The 22,833-nt window shown below is 44.3% G+C and carries 19 protein-coding genes and 1 CRISPR repeat array; of the genes, 13 read left to right on the top strand and 6 right to left on the bottom strand.

Translation table 11 applies throughout. The features are described 5' to 3' along the window. The first annotated feature begins 307 nt into the window (after positions 1-307). From cas3 to cas2, 7 genes are all read left to right on the top strand, one after another. The gene (gene cas3 / locus HJG39_RS09935; protein ID WP_268408871.1) at positions 308-2,782 is read left to right on the top strand and encodes a CRISPR-associated helicase Cas3'; all 2,475 of its coding nucleotides are present in this window, start codon (positions 308-310) and stop codon (positions 2,780-2,782) included. Positions 2,783-3,214: 432 nt separating this feature from the next. Then, entirely contained in the window at positions 3,215-3,931 is a 717-nt protein-coding gene (gene cas5c, locus HJG39_RS09940) for a type I-C CRISPR-associated protein Cas5c (protein WP_268408873.1), read from the top strand. After that, positions 3,928-5,946 (top strand): type I-C CRISPR-associated protein Cas8c/Csd1, encoded by a 2,019-nt coding sequence (gene cas8c / locus HJG39_RS09945; RefSeq protein ID WP_268408875.1) that lies wholly within the window; start codon positions 3,928-3,930, stop codon positions 5,944-5,946. Before cas5c ends, cas8c begins: the two co-directional genes overlap by 4 nt. A 26-nt stretch (positions 5,947-5,972) precedes the next feature. Further along, a complete protein-coding gene (cas7c, locus tag HJG39_RS09950; protein WP_268408877.1) occupies positions 5,973-6,845 on the top strand; it encodes a type I-C CRISPR-associated protein Cas7/Csd2 in 873 nt (290 codons plus the stop codon). A 27-nt stretch (positions 6,846-6,872) separates the two neighbouring features. Further along, positions 6,873-7,490, top strand: a complete 618-nt coding sequence (gene cas4 / locus HJG39_RS09955) for a CRISPR-associated protein Cas4 (protein ID WP_268408879.1) — start codon at positions 6,873-6,875, stop codon at positions 7,488-7,490. A gap of 17 nt (positions 7,491-7,507) precedes the next feature. Then, entirely contained in the window at positions 7,508-8,527 is a 1,020-nt protein-coding gene (cas1c, locus tag HJG39_RS09960; protein WP_268408881.1) for a type I-C CRISPR-associated endonuclease Cas1c, read from the top strand. A gap of 12 nt (positions 8,528-8,539) precedes the next feature. Further along, a complete protein-coding gene (cas2, locus tag HJG39_RS09965) occupies positions 8,540-8,833 on the top strand; it encodes a CRISPR-associated endonuclease Cas2 (protein ID WP_268408883.1) in 294 nt (97 codons plus the stop codon). A gap of 213 nt (positions 8,834-9,046) precedes the next feature. Continuing rightward, positions 9,047-9,933: a CRISPR direct-repeat array (repeat unit 32 nt; unit sequence GTTTCAATCCACGCTCCCGCGAAGGGAGCGAC). A 389-nt stretch (positions 9,934-10,322) separates the two neighbouring features. Here the strand turns inward: cas2 and lexA are convergent. Next, positions 10,323-10,946 (bottom strand): transcriptional repressor LexA, encoded by a 624-nt coding sequence (gene lexA / locus HJG39_RS09970; protein WP_268408885.1) that lies wholly within the window; start codon positions 10,944-10,946, stop codon positions 10,323-10,325. Between the two features lie 263 nt (positions 10,947-11,209). Here lexA and plsB point away from each other — a divergent pair, with 263 nt between their 5' ends. After that, entirely contained in the window at positions 11,210-13,699 is a 2,490-nt protein-coding gene (gene plsB / locus HJG39_RS09975; protein ID WP_268408887.1) for a glycerol-3-phosphate 1-O-acyltransferase PlsB, read from the top strand. A 241-nt stretch (positions 13,700-13,940) separates the two neighbouring features. On the opposite strand, the gene ubiA is transcribed toward plsB, so the two are convergent. Together ubiA and HJG39_RS09985 are read right to left on the bottom strand one after the other, a co-directional pair. Next, positions 13,941-14,825, bottom strand: coding sequence for a 4-hydroxybenzoate octaprenyltransferase (ubiA, locus tag HJG39_RS09980; protein WP_268408888.1), 885 nt, complete (start codon positions 14,823-14,825; stop codon positions 13,941-13,943). Further along, positions 14,825-15,418, bottom strand: a complete 594-nt coding sequence (locus tag HJG39_RS09985; RefSeq protein WP_268408890.1) for a chorismate--pyruvate lyase family protein — start codon at positions 15,416-15,418, stop codon at positions 14,825-14,827. Before HJG39_RS09985 ends, ubiA begins: the two co-directional genes overlap by 1 nt. Positions 15,419-15,653: 235 nt before the next feature. Between HJG39_RS09985 and HJG39_RS09990 the strand changes: the two genes are divergently transcribed. Beyond that, on the top strand, positions 15,654-16,010 hold the full coding sequence (locus HJG39_RS09990) for a flagellar basal body-associated protein FliL (protein WP_268408975.1): 357 nt from the start codon (positions 15,654-15,656) through the stop codon (positions 16,008-16,010). A gap of 74 nt (positions 16,011-16,084) precedes the next feature. Here HJG39_RS09990 and glpE read toward each other — a convergent pair whose 3' ends face one another. Genes glpE through HJG39_RS10005 form a run of 3 tightly spaced genes read right to left on the bottom strand, consistent with a single transcriptional unit; the run spans position 16,085 to position 18,590 of the window. Continuing rightward, complete coding sequence (gene glpE, locus HJG39_RS09995; protein WP_268408892.1) at positions 16,085-16,393, bottom strand: thiosulfate sulfurtransferase GlpE; 309 nt, start codon at positions 16,391-16,393, stop codon at positions 16,085-16,087. Further along, positions 16,387-17,409 carry an L-threonine 3-dehydrogenase gene (gene tdh / locus HJG39_RS10000; protein ID WP_268408894.1) on the bottom strand — a complete coding sequence of 341 codons (1,023 nt, stop codon included), beginning with the start codon at positions 17,407-17,409 and terminating at the stop codon, positions 16,387-16,389. Before tdh ends, glpE begins: the two co-directional genes overlap by 7 nt. Next, positions 17,409-18,590: a glycine C-acetyltransferase gene (locus HJG39_RS10005; protein ID WP_268408896.1), complete on the bottom strand. Its 1,182-nt coding sequence runs from the start codon at positions 18,588-18,590 to the stop codon at positions 17,409-17,411. The genes tdh and HJG39_RS10005 overlap by 1 nt, the downstream gene beginning before the upstream one ends. 296 nt (positions 18,591-18,886) lie before the next feature. Here HJG39_RS10005 and waaA point away from each other — a divergent pair, with 296 nt between their 5' ends. From waaA to HJG39_RS10025, 4 genes are all read left to right on the top strand, one after another. Further along, positions 18,887-20,227, top strand: a complete 1,341-nt coding sequence (waaA, locus tag HJG39_RS10010) for a lipid IV(A) 3-deoxy-D-manno-octulosonic acid transferase (RefSeq protein ID WP_268408898.1) — start codon at positions 18,887-18,889, stop codon at positions 20,225-20,227. Between the two features lie 71 nt (positions 20,228-20,298). Then, the gene (locus HJG39_RS10015) at positions 20,299-21,780 is read left to right on the top strand and encodes a cryptochrome/photolyase family protein (RefSeq protein ID WP_268408900.1); all 1,482 of its coding nucleotides are present in this window, start codon (positions 20,299-20,301) and stop codon (positions 21,778-21,780) included. Positions 21,781-22,003: 223 nt separating this feature from the next. Next, positions 22,004-22,249 carry a hypothetical protein gene (locus tag HJG39_RS10020; protein ID WP_268408902.1) on the top strand — a complete coding sequence of 82 codons (246 nt, stop codon included), beginning with the start codon at positions 22,004-22,006 and terminating at the stop codon, positions 22,247-22,249. Positions 22,250-22,287: 38 nt separating this feature from the next. Next, the gene (locus HJG39_RS10025; protein WP_268408903.1) at positions 22,288-22,815 is read left to right on the top strand and encodes a hypothetical protein; all 528 of its coding nucleotides are present in this window, start codon (positions 22,288-22,290) and stop codon (positions 22,813-22,815) included. Positions 22,816-22,833: the final 18 nt, after the last annotated feature.

Here is a 22,833-nt window from a genome sequence, read left to right on the forward strand (position 1 = left end):
CCGACTTACCCTAAAAAATCGATATTTGTTAACACCTTGTAAATTGAGTAAAGCAGGTAATGTTCAATTTTCAAGGAAATAAAGAGATATTTTTTCGTACAGAAGTCGTACCAAACTTTTTTTGATTACACCTTTCCCAGAAAAGAAAGTGTATAAATAAACACTTTTTAATTGACAGCCAAGATGCGCTAGACCACAATTTTCACCACTTAAAAAAGGACATAAATAAGACCTATTTTATATACGGATTGAGGGTAAATATTCCCAGAGTGGTGTTTTAAGTGAAAAATAAAGGACTCAGGAACCAATGAAAGAATATGTAGCTCATATAAATAAACAAGGAAATGTTCAATATCTAAAAGATCATTTAAGTGAAACCAGCTACTTCTCAGCTCAATTTGCAAACAAAATTGGTTTGAAAAATGCGGGATTAATACTGGGGTTACTACACGACTTCGGTAAATATGCGCAAAAATTTCAGAGCTACATAAATTCCGCAGAAGGTCGAATTAATCCAGATGAAGACGAATGGGTGGATTCAGGCAAACTAAAAGGAAAAGTTGATCACTCTACCGCTGGCGCTCAGTACCTTTATCAAAAGTTATCTCAATTAGCACAAAACAAAGGGTACGGGGAATTAGTCGGCCAGATGCTTGGCATTTGCATCGCGTCCCATCACAGTGGGTTAATTAACATCATTGGCATGGATAATACCCTAACATTCTTCAAACGTATCAATAAGATAGACGATGATACACATCTCCAAGAATGCATAGAAAAAGCCGATGCCGAAATATTACAAGTCGCCGATAAGCTACTAAGCGTTGATCTGATAAAAGAAGTGATCGGCTTCACAAATCAATTTAATGCCCACTTTGGCGAGTTGGGGAAACCATACAAAAGCCAACAAGCGCAATTTCACCTTGGTTTTCTCACGCGATTCTTATTTAGTTGCCTAATTGATGCCGACAGATTGAACAGCGCTGAATTTGAAGAACCAGAAAGAAAAGAACAAAGAGAACAAAACACGCAACCTGTTGATTGGACACGGCCCATTAACGCCCTTGAAGCATTTATCGCTAAGTTCAGCGATCAGGAACATTACGTTAATAAAATACGAGCGGAAATCTCCGAGCAGTGTTTAAACCATGCATCAAAACCTCAAGGGTTATACACACTAACCGTACCTACAGGGGGCGGTAAAACCTATGCTAGCTTACGCTATGCATTGCACCATGCTAAAACGCATCTGCTTGATCGCATCATTTTTGTTATTCCTTACACCTCCATCATTGAGCAAAACGCACAAGCTATTCGCAAAGCCTTTGAAGATGATGCAGAGCTACAATCATGGGTGCTTGAGCATCACTCAAATTTAGAACCTGATAAACAAACATGGCATAGCAAGTTAGTATCGGAAAATTGGGACTCCCCTATAGTCCTCACCACCTCGGTTCAACTGTTAGAAGCGATGTTTGCAGGTGGTACAAAGTCGGCTCGCAGGTTACACCAGCTGGCAAAGAGCGTTGTTATCTTTGATGAAGCACAAACCTTGCCCATTAAATGCACACATATGTTCTGCAACGCTATCAACTTTTTAACCCATTATTGCCAAACCACTGTGGTGTTGTGTACCGCCACACAACCGGGTTTAAACGAATTAAAACGCTCGGAAAGGGGCATGTTAGCACTCTCAGAACATAGTGAAATTATTGGCGACTACCAACGTTACTACCAGCAACTTCAAAGAGTGGAAATACACAATGAATGCAAAGCTGGCGGCTGGAGCTTAGAAGAACTCACCGAACTCGCTACACAGCAGTTTGCCCAAGAAGGCAGTTGCCTTGTTATTGTGAACACCAAGAACTGGGCCAAAAATCTTTATAACGCATGTGCAGAACAAGTCGACTCGGGTGCACTATTTCATCTCAGCACAAACCAATATCCAATACACAGGAAAGCATTATTGGAAGAAATCAAAACGCGTTTAGCAAACAAGTTGCCAGTGCTATGCATATCAACACAACTAATAGAGGCGGGCGTCGACGTTGATTTTGCCAGTGCAATTCGCTTCCTCGCAGGGCTAGATAGCATTGCTCAAGCGGCTGGGCGCTGTAACCGCTCTGGAAAATTAAAAGACGCAAATGGAATTCAAAGAAAAGGTAACGTATTCATCGTTAACCCTTTTAAGGAAAAAACCGACTTACTGCCCGACATCGAAGCTGGAAAAGAAAAGGCGCTTTCGGTGTTAAACGCTGGCTACGACGACCCTCTTTGCCCTGCGGCAATCAAACAATATTTCAAGGAATACTACTATAACCGCTCTAACGATATGGCTTACCCAATTGGCGATAAAACGAGCATGGACAATCTGCTGGATTTATTAAGCAACAGAAAACGTTGCCTTGTGCCTGATTCACGAGAAAAGCACAAAAAAGTACCGCTTATGAGACATGCTTTCATGGATGCAGGAAAACAATTTGAAGCCATCGACGCTCCAACCCGCGCACTTATTATTGAGCATGGTAAAGGCGTTGAAATTATCTCGGAGCTGTTATCAGTAGCAAAAGAGTTTAACGCAACCCGCTTTTACGAATTACTTAGAAGCGCACAACAATATTCAGTCAATGTGTTTCCTAACGTGTGGAAACAATTGGAACAAGAAAACGCAATCGAAGAAATACAAGGGGAAGGCATTTTCTATCTAACCGAACGTTATTACCACGAAGCGTTTGGGTTAAGTACAGAAGTAGTAGGAAAAATGAGTGACTTCTCTTTATAAAGTGGCACCCACTAGGGGTGCCGTTACCTATCAACAATGTTTATAGGTTTATTTCAATCCACGTAACCAGAGAGTTCACTGGTTACGAAGCGGGTATTGTCGAACATAAGTAGAGCTAAGTAAAACGCCTTTGATTATAAACTCACAATATTTATAGGTTTGAAGTTGTTTTAGAAAAGTAATGATCATATTATCCCTTCGACAAATTAAAGTTCGAGGGGAATTAACTAATGAAACATTGGTTGAAGAAACTCAAGAACGCAGTAAGGACAGCAGTATCCGTCTTAGTTCTCTGGGATAAAGGCTTCAAAGTATTTGATGTATTGAGAAAATTTGAACGTATCAGTTGGGTAATCGAACTCGCGCTAGAGAGATCGATGCAAATAGTTACAACGATACTTTCATGGTGGGAGAACAAGTAAGGACTGCAAAATGAAAAACGAAATCAGTTTTAAACTGTCGGGAAGGTATGCCTTATTCACCGACCCAATAACCAAAGTTGGCGGGGAAAAATGCACATACCATATCCCTACCTACGAGGCATTAAAAGGCGTGCTTAAATCCATTTATTGGAAGCCAACACTTATTTGGCATGTCGATAAAGTGCGAGTAATGAAGTCGATTCGCACACAAACCAAAGGCACTAAGCCATTAGTGTGGAACGGTGGCAATAGCCTTGCCATTTATACCTTCCTTCACGATGTTGAATACCAAGTGAAAGCGCACTTTGAATGGAACGAACATCGCCCAGAGTTAGAAAAAGACCGTATTGATGGCAAACACTTTTCTATTGCTAAACGCATGTTAGAAAAAGGCGGGCGACAAGACATTTTCCTCGGTACAAGAGACTGCCAAGGCTACGTTGAGCCTTGCGAATATGGCGAAGGCGATAGCCCTTATGATGACTTGGATGAATTAAGTTTTGGCATGATGTTTCATGGTTTCGACTACCCAGACGAAACCGGAACAGAAGAGATGCATTCCCGATTCTGGCACGCCAAAATGCAACATGGTGAAATTCAGTTTCCCCGTCCAGAAGATTGCGATCACCGCCACTTCGTTCGAAACATGGCAGCCAAAGCCTTCGATATCGACGCCAACATGACCCATGTTGAAGTGTTAGAAAGTCAGTTGGAGAAGCCTCTATGAGCTGGATGCAACGCCTTTACGACACCTACGAAAGAGGCATGACACTTGATCTAGATGAAGATCAAAAGCCAATGCCCATTAGCCACACACTTCAAAATGCGCATATTGAAATTGTAATAGACAAGTTAGGCAACTTCGTTCGCGCCAATCCTAAAGAGAAGTTTCAGGTTGTTCTACCTGCCACAGAAAAATCCGCAGGCCGAAGCAGCGGCGAAGCGCCCCATCCCTTAGCCGACAAGCTACAATACGTAGCCGGGGACTATGCAAGTTTTGGCGGACAAAAAAAGCACTACTTCGCTAGCTACCAAGAACAATTAAAAACGTGGTGTGATTCGGAGTTTGCTCACCCCAAAATACAAGCAGTGCTAAATTACATATCTAAAGGTTCCGTTATTAGCGACCTTATTAAAGCCAAAGTTTGTTATGTTGATGATGAAAACACACTGCTCACTACATGGCCTTACGAAGTCACTGAGGAAAACCCTGTCCCGACACTTTTCAAAGCCTTACCAAAAGAAGCAGGAAAGCTAGACCAAGGTAACGCTTTGGTATGCTGGACAGTTGAAAACGATGGTGATTTACCTTCTGAAACATGGTTGCACCCCGATGTTCAACAACGTTGGATTGACTTTGACGCAATCAATGCTGGCAAACAATCCATGTGTTTTATTACTGGTGAAATCAAACCTATTGCCAGTAACCACCCCGCTAAACTGCGCCATACTGGCGATAAAGCCAAACTCATTTCCGCCAACGATAGTTCCGGCTTTACCTACCGAGGACGCTTTGAAAGTGACTCACAAGCTTCTAACGTCAGTGTTGAAGTAACGCAAAAAGCACATAATGCGCTTCGCTGGCTAATAGATCGCCAGCCCAAAGGCAGAAATGGCGACCAAGCCATTGTTGTATGGGCTATATCTGGTAAAGACTCACTGCCAGCGATGACCAGCACCGTCGATCTTGATGATTGGGATGACTTCGACAGCGATAATGCTGATCAGTCAGCGAATCATGAAGATGCCACGGTTGACCTCACCATAGACCTAGGCCAGCAATTTGCAGCTCAACTACAACGTTACATGAAAGGTTATTGGCAAGGTAAAAACGCCCTTGAACCCGATGAAACAGTTTGCATCATGGCACTGGATTCAGCCACTCCGGGCCGAATGGGCATTGTGTATTACCGAGATTTTCGCGCCAAAGAATACGTGCAAATGATTGAGCGTTGGCACAGTGAATTTGCGTGGCCGCAACGCATTACCAAAGAAGAAGAACAGGAAGGGAAAAAGCCCAAGTCTGTTACGCGATGGATACCCAGCGCACCTTCACCGTGGAGCATTCTGCAGACCACCTACGGCAACATTGTAAAAAGCAACGAAACGCTGAAAAAGAACCTAAATGAAAGGATTATGCCTTGCATTATTGAGGGTCGCCCTTTTCCAGAAGATTTAGTCAATCTCGCGGTTAACCGGGCGAGCAATCCAAATAGCGGGGAGTATTGGGAGTGGGAGCGCAATTTAGGCGTTGCCTGCGCATTATACCGAGGATTCCACCACCCCAATCGCCAACCTAAAAAATCCAAACAAAAGGAATGCACCATGAGCTTGAACAAAGACAATCGCTCACGAGATTATTTATACGGTCGCTTACTCGCCGTAGCTGAAAAAATTGAAGAAACCGCGCTTTATGTTGCAGGGGTAAAACGAACAACTACCGCAGCACGCTTAATGCAGCGCTTTTCTCAGCGACCTTTTAGTACATGGAATACGCTTTACCGACAAATTCAGCCTTATATTCAGCAACTTACCGTTAGCAGAGAAGGCTTTATTCACAACCGAAAAATGGACTTAGACGAAATAACCAGTGCATTTGAAGACACCGATTTTACTAATGATTCACCACTCACAGGCGAGTATTTACTTGGGTTCCACTGCCAAAGAATGGCATTGCGTAGCAGTAAAAAAGACACACCCGACACCAACGCCGAAACTGAAACCACAACCGCTGCCGAATAATACGGAATTTTAAGGAGAACCAACTCATGAGCCTAGAAAACAAAATTGATTTTGCCCTGATTTTTACTGTGAAAAACGCCAACCCAAATGGCGACCCACTAAACGGCAATCGCCCGCGCACCGACTACGCAGGTTTTGGCGAGATTTCCGATGTGTGCTTAAAACGTAAAATTCGAGATCGCTTGCAAGATGCAGGAGAAGCGATTTTTGTACAGTCGGATGAAAGCAAAACCGACGGAATGACGAGTTTACAAAACCGTGCATATTCCGATGAATTCGGTTTAGGGAAAGATGCATTCAATTCTAAAAAAACGCCTATCGAGAAAACAATCAAAGACGCTAGCGAGAAATGGTTTGATGTGCGCGCTTTTGGTCAAATCTTCGCTTACAAAGGCGACAAAAAAGGTGAAGGTTGCTCAATTCCAATTCGAGGTCCCGTTTCTTTACACTCCGCGTTCAGTATTGAGCCTGTAAGCGTAACCAGCACGCAAATTACCAAAAGCGTCAGTGGTGAAGGTAATGGAGAGAAGAAAGGCTCAGATACAATGGGCATGAAACATCGCGTTGATGATGCCACTTACGTTGCTTACGGCGCAATGTCACCTCAACTTGCTGAAAAAACTGGATTCAATTTAGAAGATGCCGAAGCGTTAAAAAATGTACTCCCTAAATTATTCGAAGGTGATGCTTCCTCTGCCAGACCGGAAGGTAGCATGGCGGTTGAATACCTCGTTTGGTGGAAACACAACAGCAAATCTGGTCAGCATTCCTCGGCAAAAGTACATCGCGCATTAAGAGAGCACATTGAACAAGGCAAAGCGCTCACACAAGGCAGCATTCAAGACTCCCTTGTTACCGCTTTCCCTGACTTAAAAACCGAAGTCATTGCGGGTTTTTAATTGTTAATGACTAAGAGCAATTAACTAATGCCCGATCTTCGCCTCATTCCTTTATCGGCGCTGCAGCACTATGCGTTTTGTCCGCGCCAATGTGCGTTAATTCATAACGAGCAAGCGTGGGCAGACAACTTCCTGACCGCCACTGGCAACCGTTTGCACAAGCGTGTAGACAGTGGCGAGCCGGAAACGCGCAAAGGTGTGCGCTTTGAGCGCGCGGTAATGGTGAGCGCGGAGAAATTGGGCATCACCGGCAAATTGGATCTTGTCGAAAAGGACTTGAAAACAGGGCAACTCACCCCTGTCGAATACAAAAAAGGCAAGGAAAAGCCCGGTAATTGGGACAAAATTCAGCTTTGCGCACAAGGGTTATGCTTGGAAGAAATGACTCAGCAAACCATCGCGCAAGGCTGCTTGTGGTATTGGGAAACGCGGCATCGATTAGACGTTCCCTTCGACGATGCATTACGCCAACAAACGTTGGATGTTATCGACAAGGTAAAAGCGCTTTTTTCGTGTTCAACCTTGCCTCGTCCCGTGTTTGAAAAGCGCTGTAACGCCTGTTCTCTCATCGACATATGCAACCCTAAAATACTCGCCAAAGACACAAGTTCGCAGTATGTGCAAAGGCTGTTCGACCCAGAATAATCAGGCCGAAATACACCATGAAAAAGCTTCAAAATACGCTTTATCTGACTCGGGACACGCTATACGCCCACAAAGAACGCGAAGCGATTGTTATCAAAGAAGAAAAAGCCACGCTGCTGAAAATTCCTATTCACACGATTGGGCACATTTACTGTTTTGGGCAGGCAAAAGTGTCGCCGAGTTTAATGCAACATTGCTGCGAAAATGACGTGAACCTCGCCTATTTTGACCTATTTGGTCGTTATCAGGCGCGTATTCAAGGAAGGGTTTCGGGCAATGTTTTGTTGCGCCGTGCGCAGTATCGCTTAAGTGATAGCGATCCGGAAAACATCGCAAAAAACATCATTGCTGCCAAAATGCAAAATGCTCGAAAGCTGCTTCAACGCCGTTTACGTAATCATGGCGACCACCCTGCAATGGCAAATGTGGTTTCTGGCTTAGCCTTTTCCATTGAGCAAGTGAAAAACGCGCAATCTTTAGAACAAATTCGCGGCATCGAAGGTGACGCAGCCGCACAGTATTTTTCGGTTTTTCAGTATTTGATCCGCGACGATTTACACAAAAACTTCGCCTTTAATGGGCGTAACCGACGCCCACCGAAAGATGCAATAAACGCACTGCTTTCGATGGTGTACTCGGTGATAGGCCAAGATATTTCGGGCGCGTTGCACGCTGTAGGGTTAGATCCGCAGGTCGGCTTTTTACATGCCGACAGGCCGGGACGAGACAGTTTGTCGCAAGATTTGCTTGAAGAATTACGCGCGTATTTGGCGGATAGTTTGGTGCTATCTTTAATTAATAAAGGGCAGCTAAAGCCCAAAGACTTCACCACGGAAGTTAGCGGCGCGGTTCGTTTAACAGATGATGCGCGCAAGTTGCTTTTTGCTACTCTACAGCAACGTAAGCAGGAAGTGATCACTCACCCATTTTTAAACGAGAAGGTGGAAATTGGTTTGTTACCGCACATTCAAGCCATGTTATTGGCACGGCATTTACGTGGTGATATGGCGCAATACCCGCCGTTTTTATCGCGCTAGGAGGCTGGAATTATGTTGGTTTTGATTACTTATGATGTGAGTTTTGAAACGGAAGGCGGTAAACGGCGTTTAAGGAACATTGCGAAGATTTGTCAAGATTACGGTATTCGCGTGCAGTATTCTGTTTTTGAGTGTGATGTGGACCCAGCGCAGTGGGTGCGATTGCAGGAGGAGTTGTTCGCGGCCTACGATGCTTCTGTTGATAGTTTGCGGTTTTATAAGTTAGGGAAGAATGGTCAGAAAAAGGTGGAACATCATGGTGCGAAGCCTGCTTTTGATGCGTTTAAGTCGCCGATGATTATTTAGTTTTTACTGCAACGTATCGCTCTGAATTTGGTGAACTGTGCTAAGTGAGCACCTCAAATCAGCGCTATTATCGAAACTAAGCAACTGCGCTAAGTGGTGCTTCTGCGCTAAGTGAATACCCTTTTAAAACACGCTTTTCGTCATCCATGACCGCTGCACCTCGACATCCTGTCTCGGAGCGTTTTAAAAGGGCATATCACTCATCGCTTCTGAGGATAAATCCACGCTCCCGCGAAGGGAGCGACAACGCCAATAACACAGGCTCTATCGACCAGAGCGTTTCAATCCACGCTCCCGCGAAGGGAGCGACATTCCTCAAGCTTTTCACCGGATTTAATATCGAAGTTTCAATCCACGCTCCCGCGAAGGGAGCGACGGACCACGGCAGCGGCTTCAAAAGCAAAATGATGTTTCAATCCACGCTCCCGCGAAGGGAGCGACTTTAGCACAAATCAAAAACCTACCTCAAATTGATGTTTCAATCCACGCTCCCGCGAAGGGAGCGACTTTTAGGTGGATTTCTCTCATCGGATGGTTCAAATGTTTCAATCCACGCTCCCGCGAAGGGAGCGACAATAAAACGTTGCGCCAATTTGGCGCGGCTTTAAGTTTCAATCCACGCTCCCGCGAAGGGAGCGACTGTTCTAGCGAGGGATTAACACTAAACGTTTCAGTTTCAATCCACGCTCCCGCGAAGGGAGCGACTTCTTTTTGCTCTTCCACGCTCTGCCCAAGGTATGTTTCAATCCACGCTCCCGCGAAGGGAGCGACGAGGCCGTAACAGCAAGAGCGAATCAAACCTTGTGTTTCAATCCACGCTCCCGCGAAGGGAGCGACGCCTCGAAGCGGTTTGCAAACGAAGCTCAGCAAGTTTCAATCCACGCTCCCGCGAAGGGAGCGACTGGACTTAGGATATTTGCTGGCTTGAGTTTGTGGTTTCAATCCACGCTCCCGCGAAGGGAGCGACAAGGTTCCGACCAGTACCGCACCAAGGGAAACAAGTTTCAATCCACGCTCCCGCGAAGGGAGCGACATTTTGGTTCTAACTCATGGGACAAAGGGTTAACCGTTTCAATCCACGCTCCCGCGAAGGGAGCGACTGCCCCTTCTGCAAGCCAGAAGTGGCAAGGGGCGAAATGGCATTTTGCGCTAACCTCGAATTTTACGCACTTTTTCGGCGTCCAAATTTTAACCAAAAACTATAAACCTCTGTTTTTAATATGAATTTAGTATGCGCTAGACCCCTAGGGTTTTCATGTGAACCAAGGGTTAGCGCAGATCTAAAAAGATTTGGAAGGATTGGAGCAAGACAAAGCATACTTTTCTGAATGCAAATTTGAGCGAGCGCTCTTTAAAAAGTACGATACCTTGAGCGACTTTGGCTTGCTTTAACCTTTCAAAGCTTCACACAAACCGCTGGAAACAAAAACGGGCTTCCAATTATGAAAGCCCGCTCAAAAAATTAGTTAACTCAAGCAATAAGGCAAGGTTACATCAAGGCATTATTCCGCATTACGCCAACAGCTAAGCCTTCAATTTCAAAATACTGCGTTGTTAGATCAACATGAATTGGCTTAAATTCCTCATTCTCTGCGTGAAGTAGAATCTCGTCGCCTTTGCGCTCAAAACGCTTCACGGTAACGTCTTCGCCAACCCGTGCTACCACGACTTGACCATTTCTAACGTCAGTTGTTCTATGCACAGCAAGTAGGTCGCCATCCATAATGCCTATGTCGCGCATACTTTCGCCGTTTACGCGCAGTAAATAATCGGCTTTGGGATGAAAGAAGCCCGGATCGATTTGGAAATGAGATTCGATATGCTCTTGCGCCAGAATCGGCTCACCTGCTGCAACGCGCCCAATTAAAGGAAGCCCTTCATCTTCGGCGTGATCGTCGAGCGGTACATTTAATTTGATACCACGAGAAGTACCTGGCAACACCTCGATAACGCCTTTTCGGGCCAGCGCTTTTAAGTGTTCTTCGGCAGCATTGGCTGAACGAAACCCAAGCTGCCGGGCAATTTCAGCCCGAGTTGGCGGCATTCCAGTATCTGAAATGGTGCTTTTAATAAGTTCTAAAACTTGTTCCTGACGGGGAGTTAGTGGACGCATAAACAGCCTGTTATTTCATACAGTTTTACTGGTAGTATATACAGTCAAATTAAAAACTCAAACGCTAAATGTCACCCAACAACCAGATTGACAAACATTTATTTGAAATTAATTGTACTAATGAAGGTCTAACAGGGGATCTTGTGGTTCATGACTTGTGTTACATGCCGGTATTTTACACTTACAATTTATTCACATTGGCATTACACAGGTGCATTATGAGCGTGTTAGAATGCGCGCGTCTTAAGAAACGGGCTTTTTAAATGCTGGATTTCCGTAAATTATTTCTACAAATTATTAAACATCCTACTCGCTTTTTACTAAAAGCAAATCACACGCCTGCCGACCTTGAAGGCGAATTAGGTATATCTAAAGACAAACCTATCATTTATTTGTTGAAGTCTGACTCTGCCACGGACTTGATTGCTCTTGAGCTAGTCACCAAAAAGCTTGGACTTCCCAATCCTTTCAAGGCAATCAACCTCGCAGGCACAAAAACCCCAGCGACATTGTTCGTGGACAAGCCACGTTCATTTTTCTCAAATGGTCGTAAATTATCTGATTTAGCGCGCAACAGTGCAGAAATGTTCAAGCTGCATCGGTTAGATGAAAATCTTGATATTCAAATTGTTCCTGTCTCGATTTTTTGGGGACGCGATCCCGAAAAACAAAGCAAAGGCTGGAGCGATTTACTCACCATGCGAAACTCTCCCGGCTGGCTACGGAAATTCTTCATTGTGCTGTTTTTAGGTCGCGATAACGTGGTTGGGTTTAGTCGTGCGGTATCTTCCCGCAATATGGTTAGTACCATGTCTAAAGAGTCGGACGAACGACTCGCTCACAAACTGGTGCGCCTAGCACGAACGCATTTTGTGCGCAAACAGCAAGCCATGACAGGCCCTCGTCTATTACACAGAACCGAATTATTTAACGGCGTTCTGGGCGCTGATGCTGTTAAAGCAGCCATTCAAGAAGAAGCTGAGAAAGTCCCGCTGCAAGAAGCCAAAGCACGCGCACAAAAGTACATTGAAGAAATTGCAGCCGACTACAACAGCACTTTGATTCGTTTACTTGACCGTGTTTTAACTAAAGTCTGGAATAAAATTTATAACGGAATTAACGTACATCATGCAGATAAAGTTCGCGAACTTGCGCGCAATGGTCACGAAATCGTTTACGTTCCATGTCATCGCAGTCACATGGATTACCTGCTTCTTACTTATGTGATTTATCACGAGGGTTTAATGACACCTTACATCGCCGCCGGTATTAACCTTAATTTTTGGCCGATTGGCGGTATTTTCCGCCGTGGTGGCGCATTCTTTATTCGCCGCACCTTTGGCGGTAACAAACTTTATACTGCGGTTTTCCGGGAATACCTTGAGCAACTATTCAAGCGCGGCTACTCAGTCAAGTATTATGCTGAAGGAGGCAGAAGTCGCACGGGGCGTTTACTTCCACCAAAAACCGGAATGCTAGCCATGACTGTGCAAGCGCTATTAAAAGGCGTGAACCGCCCTATTAGCATCGTGCCAGTGTACATTGGTTATGAGCATGTTATGGAAGTCAGCACTTATTTGAAAGAGCTGAAAGGGACGAAAAAACAAAAAGAATCCTTTACCCAAATCTTCTCGGCTATTCGTAACTTAAAGAACTATGGTCATGGATTCCTTAATTTTGGCGACCCGATTAATTTAAGCCAGTATTTAGATGATGTAACACCGAATTGGCGAGAAGGCCGTGAACTTGTACAAGACGGCGCAAAACCTAATTGGCTTACGCCAACCGTCAACCGACTGGGTGTCGACATCCTTCAACGCATTAATAGTGCAGCGGCTGTCAACGGTATGACACTCGCCGCATTGTGTTTGTTATGTGCGAAAAAACACACGCTGTCTCGTGAAGAATTAGTGTTTAGTATGCAAACATTTATCGATATGCAGCGTAAATCGCCATTTAGCCATTCCACAACATTACCCGAGCAAGACGCCGACGCTCTGCTGGAAGACACCATTAAACTTGGTAAATTCAGTATTCATGAAGATAAATTCGGGCAAGTATTCTCGTTAGATCGTCGCATCGCCATCACGCTTACCTATTACCGCAATAATATTCTACATATGTTTGCTATCCCGAGCCTGATTGCTGCTGTTGTCATTGGCAAACGAGGTTGCACTCGGGAGAAATTAACGGGATTAATTAGTCGTTTATATCCGCTGCTAAAACGGGAGCTTTTCTTGTATATGTCGGATGAAAAAGCGGCAGAATATACCAGCAATCTCATCGACACTATGTTGGACATTGGCCTACTGGCAGAGCACGATGGTCAGTTAGTAGAACCCCAACCTCCCCGCTCTAATGAAAGCAAAGGCGACCCGAAATACACGCTTTGGTTACTTAACCGTGTAGTACAAGAAACACTTCAACGTTACACCTTAGTGTTAAGCCAATTGGAAGATGTGGAGCGAATTTCTCGTCCAACATTGGAAGAACAGAGCCAAAGAGTTGCGGAACGAATGTCGATGCTACACGGTATAAACGCACCGGAGTTCTACGATAAAAACGTGTTGAATACCTTTATTGCTGCGATGCGTGACAATAACCTGCTAAGCGAAGATAGTAATGGTTTATTGGTTCCTGATGCGGAAACAAAGGCACTAAAAGAGGAATTGCTCACCTTGGTTTCACCGGGCTATGCCCAGCGCGTGCAACAAGTGAAGTATTTGCCATTAAAAGGCATCAACACTAAATAGCTGTGTTCAATTGTCAGTCACCGGTAAAGACTTATCGCAAATTCGCTGTGAATACTTCCTTGTACGCTCCGCAGCCGCTTCCATGCGGCTGATTAACTTTCGAAAAGCATACTTTTCAGGACGAAAAGTCTGAGCGAGCAGGGATGCGAAAGCGCCTTTGAGAAAGGGAAGCAGGCGGCGTTTACACTCCAAATGATCTTTTTGATGAACTGCGGCTTAGAATCACCGGTAGGGACTGAATTCAACGCAATAGATAGTCGAGAAAAATCCCAATAAAAATCACCATGCCAACGTAATGATTATGTAGGAAAGCCTTGAAGCAAGGATCGCGCTCACGGGCACGAATAAGCCATTGTTGATAAATAAACATACCTGCCGCAACCAGCAAAGAAAGGAAAAATACGCTGCCCCACTGTTTGATAACAGCAACCCAATACAACAAAGCTAACGTGAGAATTTGTAGCAGTCCTACTATCAGTTTGTCGTATTGCCCGAATAATATGGCTGTGGATTTAACTCCTATTTCAAGATCGTCGTCGCGATCTACCATGGCATACATGGTGTCGTAGGCGACCGTCCACACTAAATTAGCAATGTATAATAGCCACCCCCACCAAGGCACTGAGCCCAAAATAGCAGTACACCCCATTGGAATTGCCCAACTAAACGCGGCCCCTAAAACAAATTGAGGCAGATAGGTAAACCGTTTCATAAAGGGGTAGCAAAATGCCAACAATACGGCAACGATCGACATCAGTACGGTTTCGATATTCTGAGTTAGCACCAAAAAAAACGACACCAACACTAGCGCAAAGAACAAGGAAAGCGCGCCTTTTACGGTTGCTTCGCCCGTTACCAACGGTCGTTGACTCGTTCGTTTCACTTTGCCATCGACTTTACGGTCTGCAAAATCGTTGATAACACAGCCCGCGGCTCGCATTAAGTACACGCCGAGCACAAACACCACCAGCACAGAAAGCGGCGGAAAACCGTCTGCCGCAGCCCATAAGCCCCACAATGTTGGCCACAACAATAGGTAAGTGCCAATGGGTTTGTCTGCGCGCATTAGCAACCAATAACCTCGCCAAGACGGTTGTTTCAGTGGTTGCTCCGAAGATTCCTGCATTACTTTGTCTCCATATCCCGATACGCCGGAGAATCCGGCAAAAACACCTCACACACCATAATGCAATGGGTTTGAAACTGAAATAATGAACGTCGTCCCCAAAGCGGATGTTTGGGCACCATACCTAACGCTTCGCAAATAGGGTGAGAGAGTGGGCATTGAATAAGTTCGAAATCCAAACGTTGGAAGCGAGCATCATTAAATAGAATTTTGCCTAAAGGTTGATTCCCCAGCACCCCTAATTCTTGCATACATTCGTCTATAAAGATTTGTGGCATAAGCGAACGCGCAAACACCCAGTTTTGGTGATTGCCTTTAAGTAAAACTTCGCGTACCTGTGTACGTTGATCCAAAGGCGTGTATGTTTCTTGAACAGGTTTATTTTGATATAACTGAACGGCCTCTTCAGGAGCAATAATGGCGACTTCATGGCCAAGCACTTCTACGGCAAAGTGATGGCTTGATGCCTGTAACCTTTCGGTTAACGATCCCGTATCCATCAACCAGTTTTTTAAATGCGCATCGGGAATATTGACCGATTCAGGTTGGTGCCACTGTCCTTGAATTCCGACAGGATAACTTTGGTGCGTCATAGAAGGTCACGTTCATTTGGGTTTGGGTTGTAAGCAGTTGAGGCGCAATCAAAATCGTTATAAAAATAAACTAAAGTTGTGCGCCTTTTTATTCTAAAATAATTCGTGGCGGGGAACACCACTGTCTGATAATGTTTTTCCGCTCTTTTTCAGTGACAGCCCTTGATATGGGCATCTTTTTCTTTATTGAGACGAATTAATGGAAATTAAAAAACGATTTTGGCTTTGTTTCACGATGTTACTGATGTCAGCCTCTGCCAAAGCAGATTTCGCCTATTTTGGTTTAGAGCCGGATATTGTCACTAATTATATTGGTCCTAGCACTCAAAGTTTAGGTTATGTGCGAGTAACAGTTGAATTAATGTTAGAAGACAGCTCTTTTATTGAGGCCGCAGAACACCATTCTCCTTATTTACGCTCTAAAGTTATTGAGCTTTTTGGTCGCCAACCGGAGGAGAAAGTGAAATCACTGACTGGCCGTGAAGAAATTCGCCGTGCTATTTTGAAAGAATTACGCAAGTTAATGGACAGAGAAACCGGTGCTCCTATGATCAAAGATGTGATCTTCACCAAATATCTGTATCAGGGGTAGCCATCACCACGCCAACGCGCACAAAAAAGGGTCTCCACAAAAGACCCTTTTTCATCGTCACTAACCAACCACCTTTATTGCGCGGTTGCGGCCCATTCGTCGTAACCACCATCCATGCTATAAACATCTTCAAAACCTTGCCCAACTAGAAAATCAGCAATTTGTTGGCTAGAAATGCCTTTATAGCAATACACGATAATAGGAGTTTCCTTGGGGTTTTTTTGCAAGAAAACGGGAATGCTCGCGTTATCCAAACGCACAGCATCCTTTACGTGCCCCGCGGCATACGCAGTAATATCACGAATATCAACGAAGATAGCCACATCTTCCGCCAACATTTTGCGAGAATCCGCCACAGAGATATGCTTAAACTTGTCTACCATTGTAATAACACCTTACCTGACTGCCCTGAGCCCATCACTTCAAAACCTTTCTGGAAGTCTTGAATATCGAACTCATGCGTAATAATTGGGCTTAAGTCTAAACCACTTTGTAGCAAGCTTGCCATCTTATACCAAGTTTCGAACATCTCTCGGCCATAAATGCCTTTAATGACCAAACCTTTGAAGATAACCTGATTCCAATCGATAGCCATGTCTTCCGGCGGAATACCCAATAGCGCAATTTTGCCGCCATTGTTCATGTTGCTTAACATTTGAGAAAACGCAGATGGAACGCCAGACATCTCAAGACCAACATCAAAGCCTTCTGTCATACCCAGCTCGACCATTACATCTTCGAGCTTTTCTTTGGCAACATTGACTGCGCGTGTTACCCCCATTTTCTCGGAAAGCGCAAGACGATATTCGTTCACGTCGGTTATCACCACATGACGCGCACCCACATGTTTAGCAACCGCTGCCGCCATAATACCGATTGGCCCAGCACCAGTAATCAGAACGTCTTCGCCCACTAAATCGAAGGATAATGCCGTATGAACTGCGTTACCAAAGGGGTCGAAAATCGCGGCCATTTCATCGCTAATGTTATCGGGAATTTTAAATGCGTTAACCGCAGGAATAACCAAATACTCGGCAAAAGCCCCCGGTCGATTTACGCCCACACCAATGGTGTTTCGACATAAGTGACGACGCCCCGCACGGCAGTTGCGGCAATGCCCGCAGATGATGTGGCCTTCACCAGAAACACGGTCGCCAACAGCATAACCGCAAACTTCTGAGCCAATTTCTACAATTTCGCCTACATACTCATGACCAACAACCATAGGCACGGGAATGGTTTTTTGTGACCATTCGTCCCAGTTGAAGATATGCATATCGGTGCCACAAATGGCGGTTTTGCGAATTTTGATGCAGATGTCATTTGGTCCAACCGTGGGTTTTTCTTCCTCGGTCATCCAAATGCCTTTTTCTCTGTGCAATTTCGATAGTGCTTTCATTAAATAACACCTAATTCTTTGCCAACTTCGATGAAGGCATCGATGGCTCTGTCTAACTGTTCAAGGGTATGCGCCGCCGACATTTGCGTACGAATACGTGCTTGACCTTTGGGTACAACAGGAAACGAGAAGCCGACAACGTAAATACCGCGCTCTAGCATTTTATCTGCCATTTTCGCCGCAAGGGCCGCATCGCCTAACATAACAGGAATGATGGCGTGGTCTGCTCCAGCCAATGTAAAGCCAGCTTCTGACATACGCTTACGATAATGCGCGCTATTGCGACGCAAGTTATCGCGTAGCTCACCGCCCGAGGCCAACATGTCCAATACTTTAATAGAGGCATTGACAATAGCCGGGGCCAGTGAGTTCGAGAACAAGTACGGGCGAGAACGCTGTCTTAACCAATCAATCACTTCTTTTTTCGCCGAGGTGAAACCACCGGAGGCCCCACCTAACGCTTTACCTAATGTGCCAGTGATGATGTCGACACGCCCCATGACTTCACAATGTTCATGGCTACCACGACCATTTTCACCCACAAAACCAACAGCGTGAGAGTCATCCACCATCACCATTGCGCCGTATTTATCTGCTAAATCACATACGCCTTGTAAATTGGCGATAATGCCATCCATCGAAAATACCCCATCTGTGGCAATCAATTTAAAGCGCGCGCCAGCTTCCGTTGCTTCTTTAAGTCTAGCTTCTAATTCCGCCATATCATTATTGGCGTAACGGTAACGTTTTGCTTTACATAAACGCACGCCATCAATGATGCTTGCGTGATTCAGTGCGTCAGAAATAATGGCATCTTCTGGGCCTAATAAGGTTTCAAATAGCCCCGCATTGGCATCAAAACAAGAGGAATACAGAATGGTGTCTTCCATGCCAAGGAAATCACTGATTTTCTGCTCTAAGGTTTTATGAATATCTTGAGTGCCACAAATAAATCGTACCGATGCCATCCCAAAACCGTGTTCATCTAACCCTTCTTTTGCCGCCGCGATAAGGTCGGGATGGTTTGCCAACCCCAAGTAGTTATTCGCACAAAAATTCAGTACGTGCTCGCCACCAAGAATTTCTACATCAGCATCTTGTTGGGAAGTGATAATGCGCTCCCCTTTATATAGACCTTCTTCTTTTAATACAGCAAGTTCCTGCCTTAAATGCTCAATCATGTTAAAACCTTATCTAGTCGTTGATGGTGTGGTAATCCATGACACAAAGAACGTGCCTAAAACCCAAAACAAAAGTAGAAACGCTTATTCTAAATTCTTGTACTCGCCTTTCTCTTTTGGGTATGGATTGGAAAGTTGCGCATATGTTAATCGCGGCCTAGTTAGCGAGACAAGCACCGCCTGAAAAAAGAATGTAATTTTAGCGTAAACCCCATAATTTGGCGTAAAAGTCACATGAGAGTACAACGCAAAATCTGTTAAACTCGCCGCACACTAGCCAAGTGACATTGACTCTTATGCCAGATAAGCAAAATCCTTCCCGTTACACGCCTTATGCATTTTCGCCGAGCTTCGCGCAAGAGTTGGCGCGCTGGGCATATTCACTTGTCACTTTCTTACTTTTACCCGTATTGCTAATGGTACTCGCCTATAAATTGCTCACAGGTAAAAACAGCTTCGGCGCGAAAGTTGTGCAGCGATACGGCTTTTTGCCTCACCTCACACATAAAAACGGCGTGTTGATTCATTGTGTATCGGTAGGAGAAGTGGTTGCGGCCGCACCGTTGATTAAACAGATTCAAACGCAACATCCAGAGCTTCACTTTACTGTCACCACCACCACTGCCACAGGAAAAGCGCAAGCAATTCAGTTACTTGGAGATAGCGTCACCCATTTATATCTACCCTACGACACGCCCATTGCGATGGCGAATTTGCTTAAGAAAGTACAACCCCAAAAGATTCTAGTGACAGAAGTAGAACTTTGGCCAAATTTGATTCACTTAGCTTGGAAAAAGCATATTCCCGTACACATTATCAATGCGCGAATGACCACACGCTCATGTCGTTCTTATAAAAAGATCAGTGCGTTATTTACTCCCATGCTTCACAAGCTCAGTGGCATTTGCGCTCAAGGCCAAGTCGACTACCACAACTACCGTCAATTAGGTGCTGACGCATCGCAAGTTCAACTCACCAACAACATCAAGTTCGACCAATCACTTTCTGAGCAAGATAAGCTAAATATTGAAGAATTTGGCCACTTATTTGATACCAATAACCGCAACGTCATTATTGGAGGCAGCACCCATGAACCAGAAGAAAGCACATTAATTAACGCCTATCAGGAGCTTAAAAGAAGTCATTCAAACTTACTCCTGATTTTAGTCCCGCGTCATCCTCAGCGTTTCGATAAAGTCGCGCAGCTTTTACAAAAATCGGGATTAAATTACATAAAACTTAGTGACGCTTCTGCCGCCAAACAATTTAGCGCAGATACCGACGTCATTTTTGCCGACAAAATGGGAGTGCTTAAACCTTTGTATGCGAAAGCCAACATTGCATTTGTAGGGGGAAGTTTGGCAGAAAAAGGCGGTCACAATGCCCTTGAACCAGCCATGCTCGGATTGCCTATTGTTATGGGTCCACACATTTACAATAATCCTGCCATCTGCCATGCACTTAAGGAGGCTGGCGCATTACATTTGGTAAGCGATAGCGAAGCACTCACTCAACAACTACACTTTTGGTTAGACAATACAGAACTTGCAAAAACAGCCGGATTAGCAGGTTCTCAGGTAATAGAACAGAACAGCGGCGCGATTTTACGCACTTATACAGCGATCTTTTCCGCCTAGACACACGTAGTGTCTTTTCTATATGTGAAAGTAGCTGACATGTTCAGCAAATCCATTCTAAGGAAAGCGCAATGACTTCTGACACCACATTTTCCTCTACAATAAAAACCCTTGTTTGGTTTAGGCAAGATCTGCGTTTACACGACAACCCGGCATTGATTGATGCCGCCAATAATGGCGCTATTTTGCCAGTTTACATTCTTGATGACATTAATGCTGAGCAATGGAGAATGGGCGCGGCTTCACGCTCTTGGTTACATCATTCGCTCACGGCATTGAACGATAAACTACAAGGCAATTTATTGGTCCTCAGTGGTGATGCAAGCACAATTATTCCCGAATTATGTCATGATCACGCTTGTACAAGTGTGGTATGGAATCGTTGTTACGAACCTTGGCGTATAAAGCGCGACACTAATATTAAAGCCTCGCTCAAATCGCACAATATTGCAGTAAAGAGCTTTAATGGCAGCTTACTTTGGGAACCCACTCAGGTACTTAAATCTGACGGCACGCCTTACAAGGTCTTTACACCGTATTATCGAAAAGGCTGTTTAAGGCAGCTCGAACCGCGCGCACCAGAACCTTCACCTACAGCACTGCAATTCATAAAAGTGGATAAGAAATATCATTCCTGCGTTGCGCACCAAGGCATCAACGACTTGAACCTACTTTCATCATTAGGCTGGGACAAAGGCTTCTACCCATTATGGCAACCCGGAGAAGACGGCGCAGAAAAACAACTTTTGAAGTTTAAACAACAGTCGGCTTTTTATTACAAAGATAGACGAGACTTCCCTAGCATTACTGGCACTTCACATTTATCTCCACATTTACACTTTGGTGAAATCTCCATTAATCGCATATGGCACGGCATTTTTGAAGCGGCGCAAGAACAAGGCATTAACCCATTCGATGACAGTAACTTAGATTGCTATTTATCCGAATTAGGTTGGCGCGAATTCTCTTACTATTTGCTATATCACTTTCCTTATATCCCAGAGCAAAACCACCAGCCCAAATTCAATGCCTTCCCTTGGCAACGTGATCAACAATCCCTTGAGCGATGGCAGCAAGGTTTAACCGGTTATCCTATTATTGATGCGGGCATGAGAGAACTTTGGCAAACAGGCTACATGCATAATCGAGTTCGCATGATTGTTGGCTCTTTTTTGGTGAAAAATCTGTTAATCGATTGGCGAGAAGGGGAACAATGGTTTTGGGACTGCCTATTAGATGCCGATCTTGCTAGCAATGCGGCTAGTTGGCAGTGGGTTGCAGGCTCTGGCGCAGACGCCTCTCCTTACTTCCGCATTTTTAACCCCGTAACACAAGGCAAGAAGTTCGACCCAGAAGGTGAATACGTAAAACGTTTTGTTCCTGAATTAAGTCGTCTACCGAAAAAATACATCCACTCACCTTGGGAAGCTTCATCTTCCGAGCTTAAACTTTATGGCATAACACTCGGTCAGAGTTACCCGTCTCCTATTGTCGATCTTTCAACATCACGAAAAAGAGCACTAGAAGCTTTAGAGATTTGTCAAAACAAATAACAAATATTTGAAAATGAAATTCACCTTAATGAAATACTTAACCTTAAAAATCAATAACTTGTAAAATTGAATCCTCAAAGGATATTTTTATCATCTTTATATATACGAAAATCAAGGTAATAATACAAACCGCTTTGATTTTCAGCATATTGCCTAAAACACACACTCACATTGCTGTTTCAAAGCGTTAAAACACCCTATTTAACCAAAAGAGAAACACACAATGAAAAACAATAATACGCTAAAAACACTGTCACTTTGTACCGTGCTGTTTTCAGCTCTTAGCGTCGCAGGTTCGGAAGAAACTGTAACGCTCGATATAAAGCAAACAGAAGGGCCTCAAAAAATTGAAAGCCAAACGGCCAAAGAGATTGAAACGAATATTGGTGGAGATGGAAAATGGCCAGATGAAGGTCAACAACTGCTAAGCCAATCTCTTTGCCTTTTAGGTTTTTGCATCGAGATTTAATCAATACATGCAAATTAGTTCATTAAAAAGGAAACACAATGATTGAAGTTGTCATAACAATTAATAACTGTCTTCCTTTTATTTTTGCTTTCATTTTTATTGTGAGCACTTGGTACTTTAAAACGTTTTCTTCTTTAATGATTACCGCTTCGCTTTTCACTTTATTGGAATTTTCCGAGTTTATTCTCGATCCAGTATTGTGGCAGCTTATTCATCCCGATACATATCTCTTTGGTGTAAGTATAAAACAAGAGGTTTGGGGAGGAGCTTGGGTCACACTGAACACGCTCACATTAGTTTTAATTGACAAGGCTCACAAAACGCTAAATGTGGCTAAGTCGAGAGAAACGCAGATCGCCTCAAGCCTATTAATTCTGACCTCAGTATTTATACTTTTGCGTTATGTATTGGGCTTGGCGTCTCTCCCAAGTTACGCCACTAGTTGGTATACCTATGCCATGGCTTTGACCAACTTAGGCATGGGGTTGTTTCTTCTTTGGGCACTGATATGGAATATAGTCGATGTTGATATTAAAGTTAGTTTTCGTCGTTTACCTCGTGGGTAATATTGCTTTCAGCTTATT

This window comes from Alteromonas sp. a30 (assembly GCF_026788005.1).
Taxonomy (GTDB): domain Bacteria; phylum Pseudomonadota; class Gammaproteobacteria; order Enterobacterales; family Alteromonadaceae; genus Paraneptunicella.

Excerpts from the sequence above, each read along its gene's own strand:
- cas3 (WP_268408871.1), top strand. The coding sequence starts at position 308 with ATGAAAGAATATGTAGCTCATATAAATAAACAAGGAAATGTTCAATAT.
- cas5c (WP_268408873.1), top strand. The coding sequence starts at position 3,215 with ATGAAAAACGAAATCAGTTTTAAACTGTCGGGAAGGTATGCCTTATTC.
- cas8c (WP_268408875.1), top strand. The coding sequence starts at position 3,928 with ATGAGCTGGATGCAACGCCTTTACGACACCTACGAAAGAGGCATGACA.
- cas7c (WP_268408877.1), top strand. The coding sequence starts at position 5,973 with ATGAGCCTAGAAAACAAAATTGATTTTGCCCTGATTTTTACTGTGAAA.
- cas4 (WP_268408879.1), top strand. The coding sequence starts at position 6,873 with ATGCCCGATCTTCGCCTCATTCCTTTATCGGCGCTGCAGCACTATGCG.
- cas1c (WP_268408881.1), top strand. The coding sequence starts at position 7,508 with ATGAAAAAGCTTCAAAATACGCTTTATCTGACTCGGGACACGCTATAC.
- cas2 (WP_268408883.1), top strand. The coding sequence starts at position 8,540 with ATGTTGGTTTTGATTACTTATGATGTGAGTTTTGAAACGGAAGGCGGT.
- lexA (WP_268408885.1), bottom strand. The coding sequence starts at position 10,946 with ATGCGTCCACTAACTCCCCGTCAGGAACAAGTTTTAGAACTTATTAAA.
- plsB (WP_268408887.1), top strand. The coding sequence starts at position 11,210 with ATGCTGGATTTCCGTAAATTATTTCTACAAATTATTAAACATCCTACT.
- ubiA (WP_268408888.1), bottom strand. The coding sequence starts at position 14,825 with ATGCAGGAATCTTCGGAGCAACCACTGAAACAACCGTCTTGGCGAGGT.
- HJG39_RS09985 (WP_268408890.1), bottom strand. The coding sequence starts at position 15,418 with ATGACGCACCAAAGTTATCCTGTCGGAATTCAAGGACAGTGGCACCAA.
- HJG39_RS09990 (WP_268408975.1), top strand. The coding sequence starts at position 15,654 with ATGTTACTGATGTCAGCCTCTGCCAAAGCAGATTTCGCCTATTTTGGT.
- glpE (WP_268408892.1), bottom strand. The coding sequence starts at position 16,393 with ATGGTAGACAAGTTTAAGCATATCTCTGTGGCGGATTCTCGCAAAATG.
- tdh (WP_268408894.1), bottom strand. The coding sequence starts at position 17,409 with ATGAAAGCACTATCGAAATTGCACAGAGAAAAAGGCATTTGGATGACC.
- HJG39_RS10005 (WP_268408896.1), bottom strand. The coding sequence starts at position 18,590 with ATGATTGAGCATTTAAGGCAGGAACTTGCTGTATTAAAAGAAGAAGGT.
- waaA (WP_268408898.1), top strand. The coding sequence starts at position 18,887 with ATGCCAGATAAGCAAAATCCTTCCCGTTACACGCCTTATGCATTTTCG.
- HJG39_RS10015 (WP_268408900.1), top strand. The coding sequence starts at position 20,299 with ATGACTTCTGACACCACATTTTCCTCTACAATAAAAACCCTTGTTTGG.
- HJG39_RS10020 (WP_268408902.1), top strand. The coding sequence starts at position 22,004 with ATGAAAAACAATAATACGCTAAAAACACTGTCACTTTGTACCGTGCTG.
- HJG39_RS10025 (WP_268408903.1), top strand. The coding sequence starts at position 22,288 with ATGATTGAAGTTGTCATAACAATTAATAACTGTCTTCCTTTTATTTTT.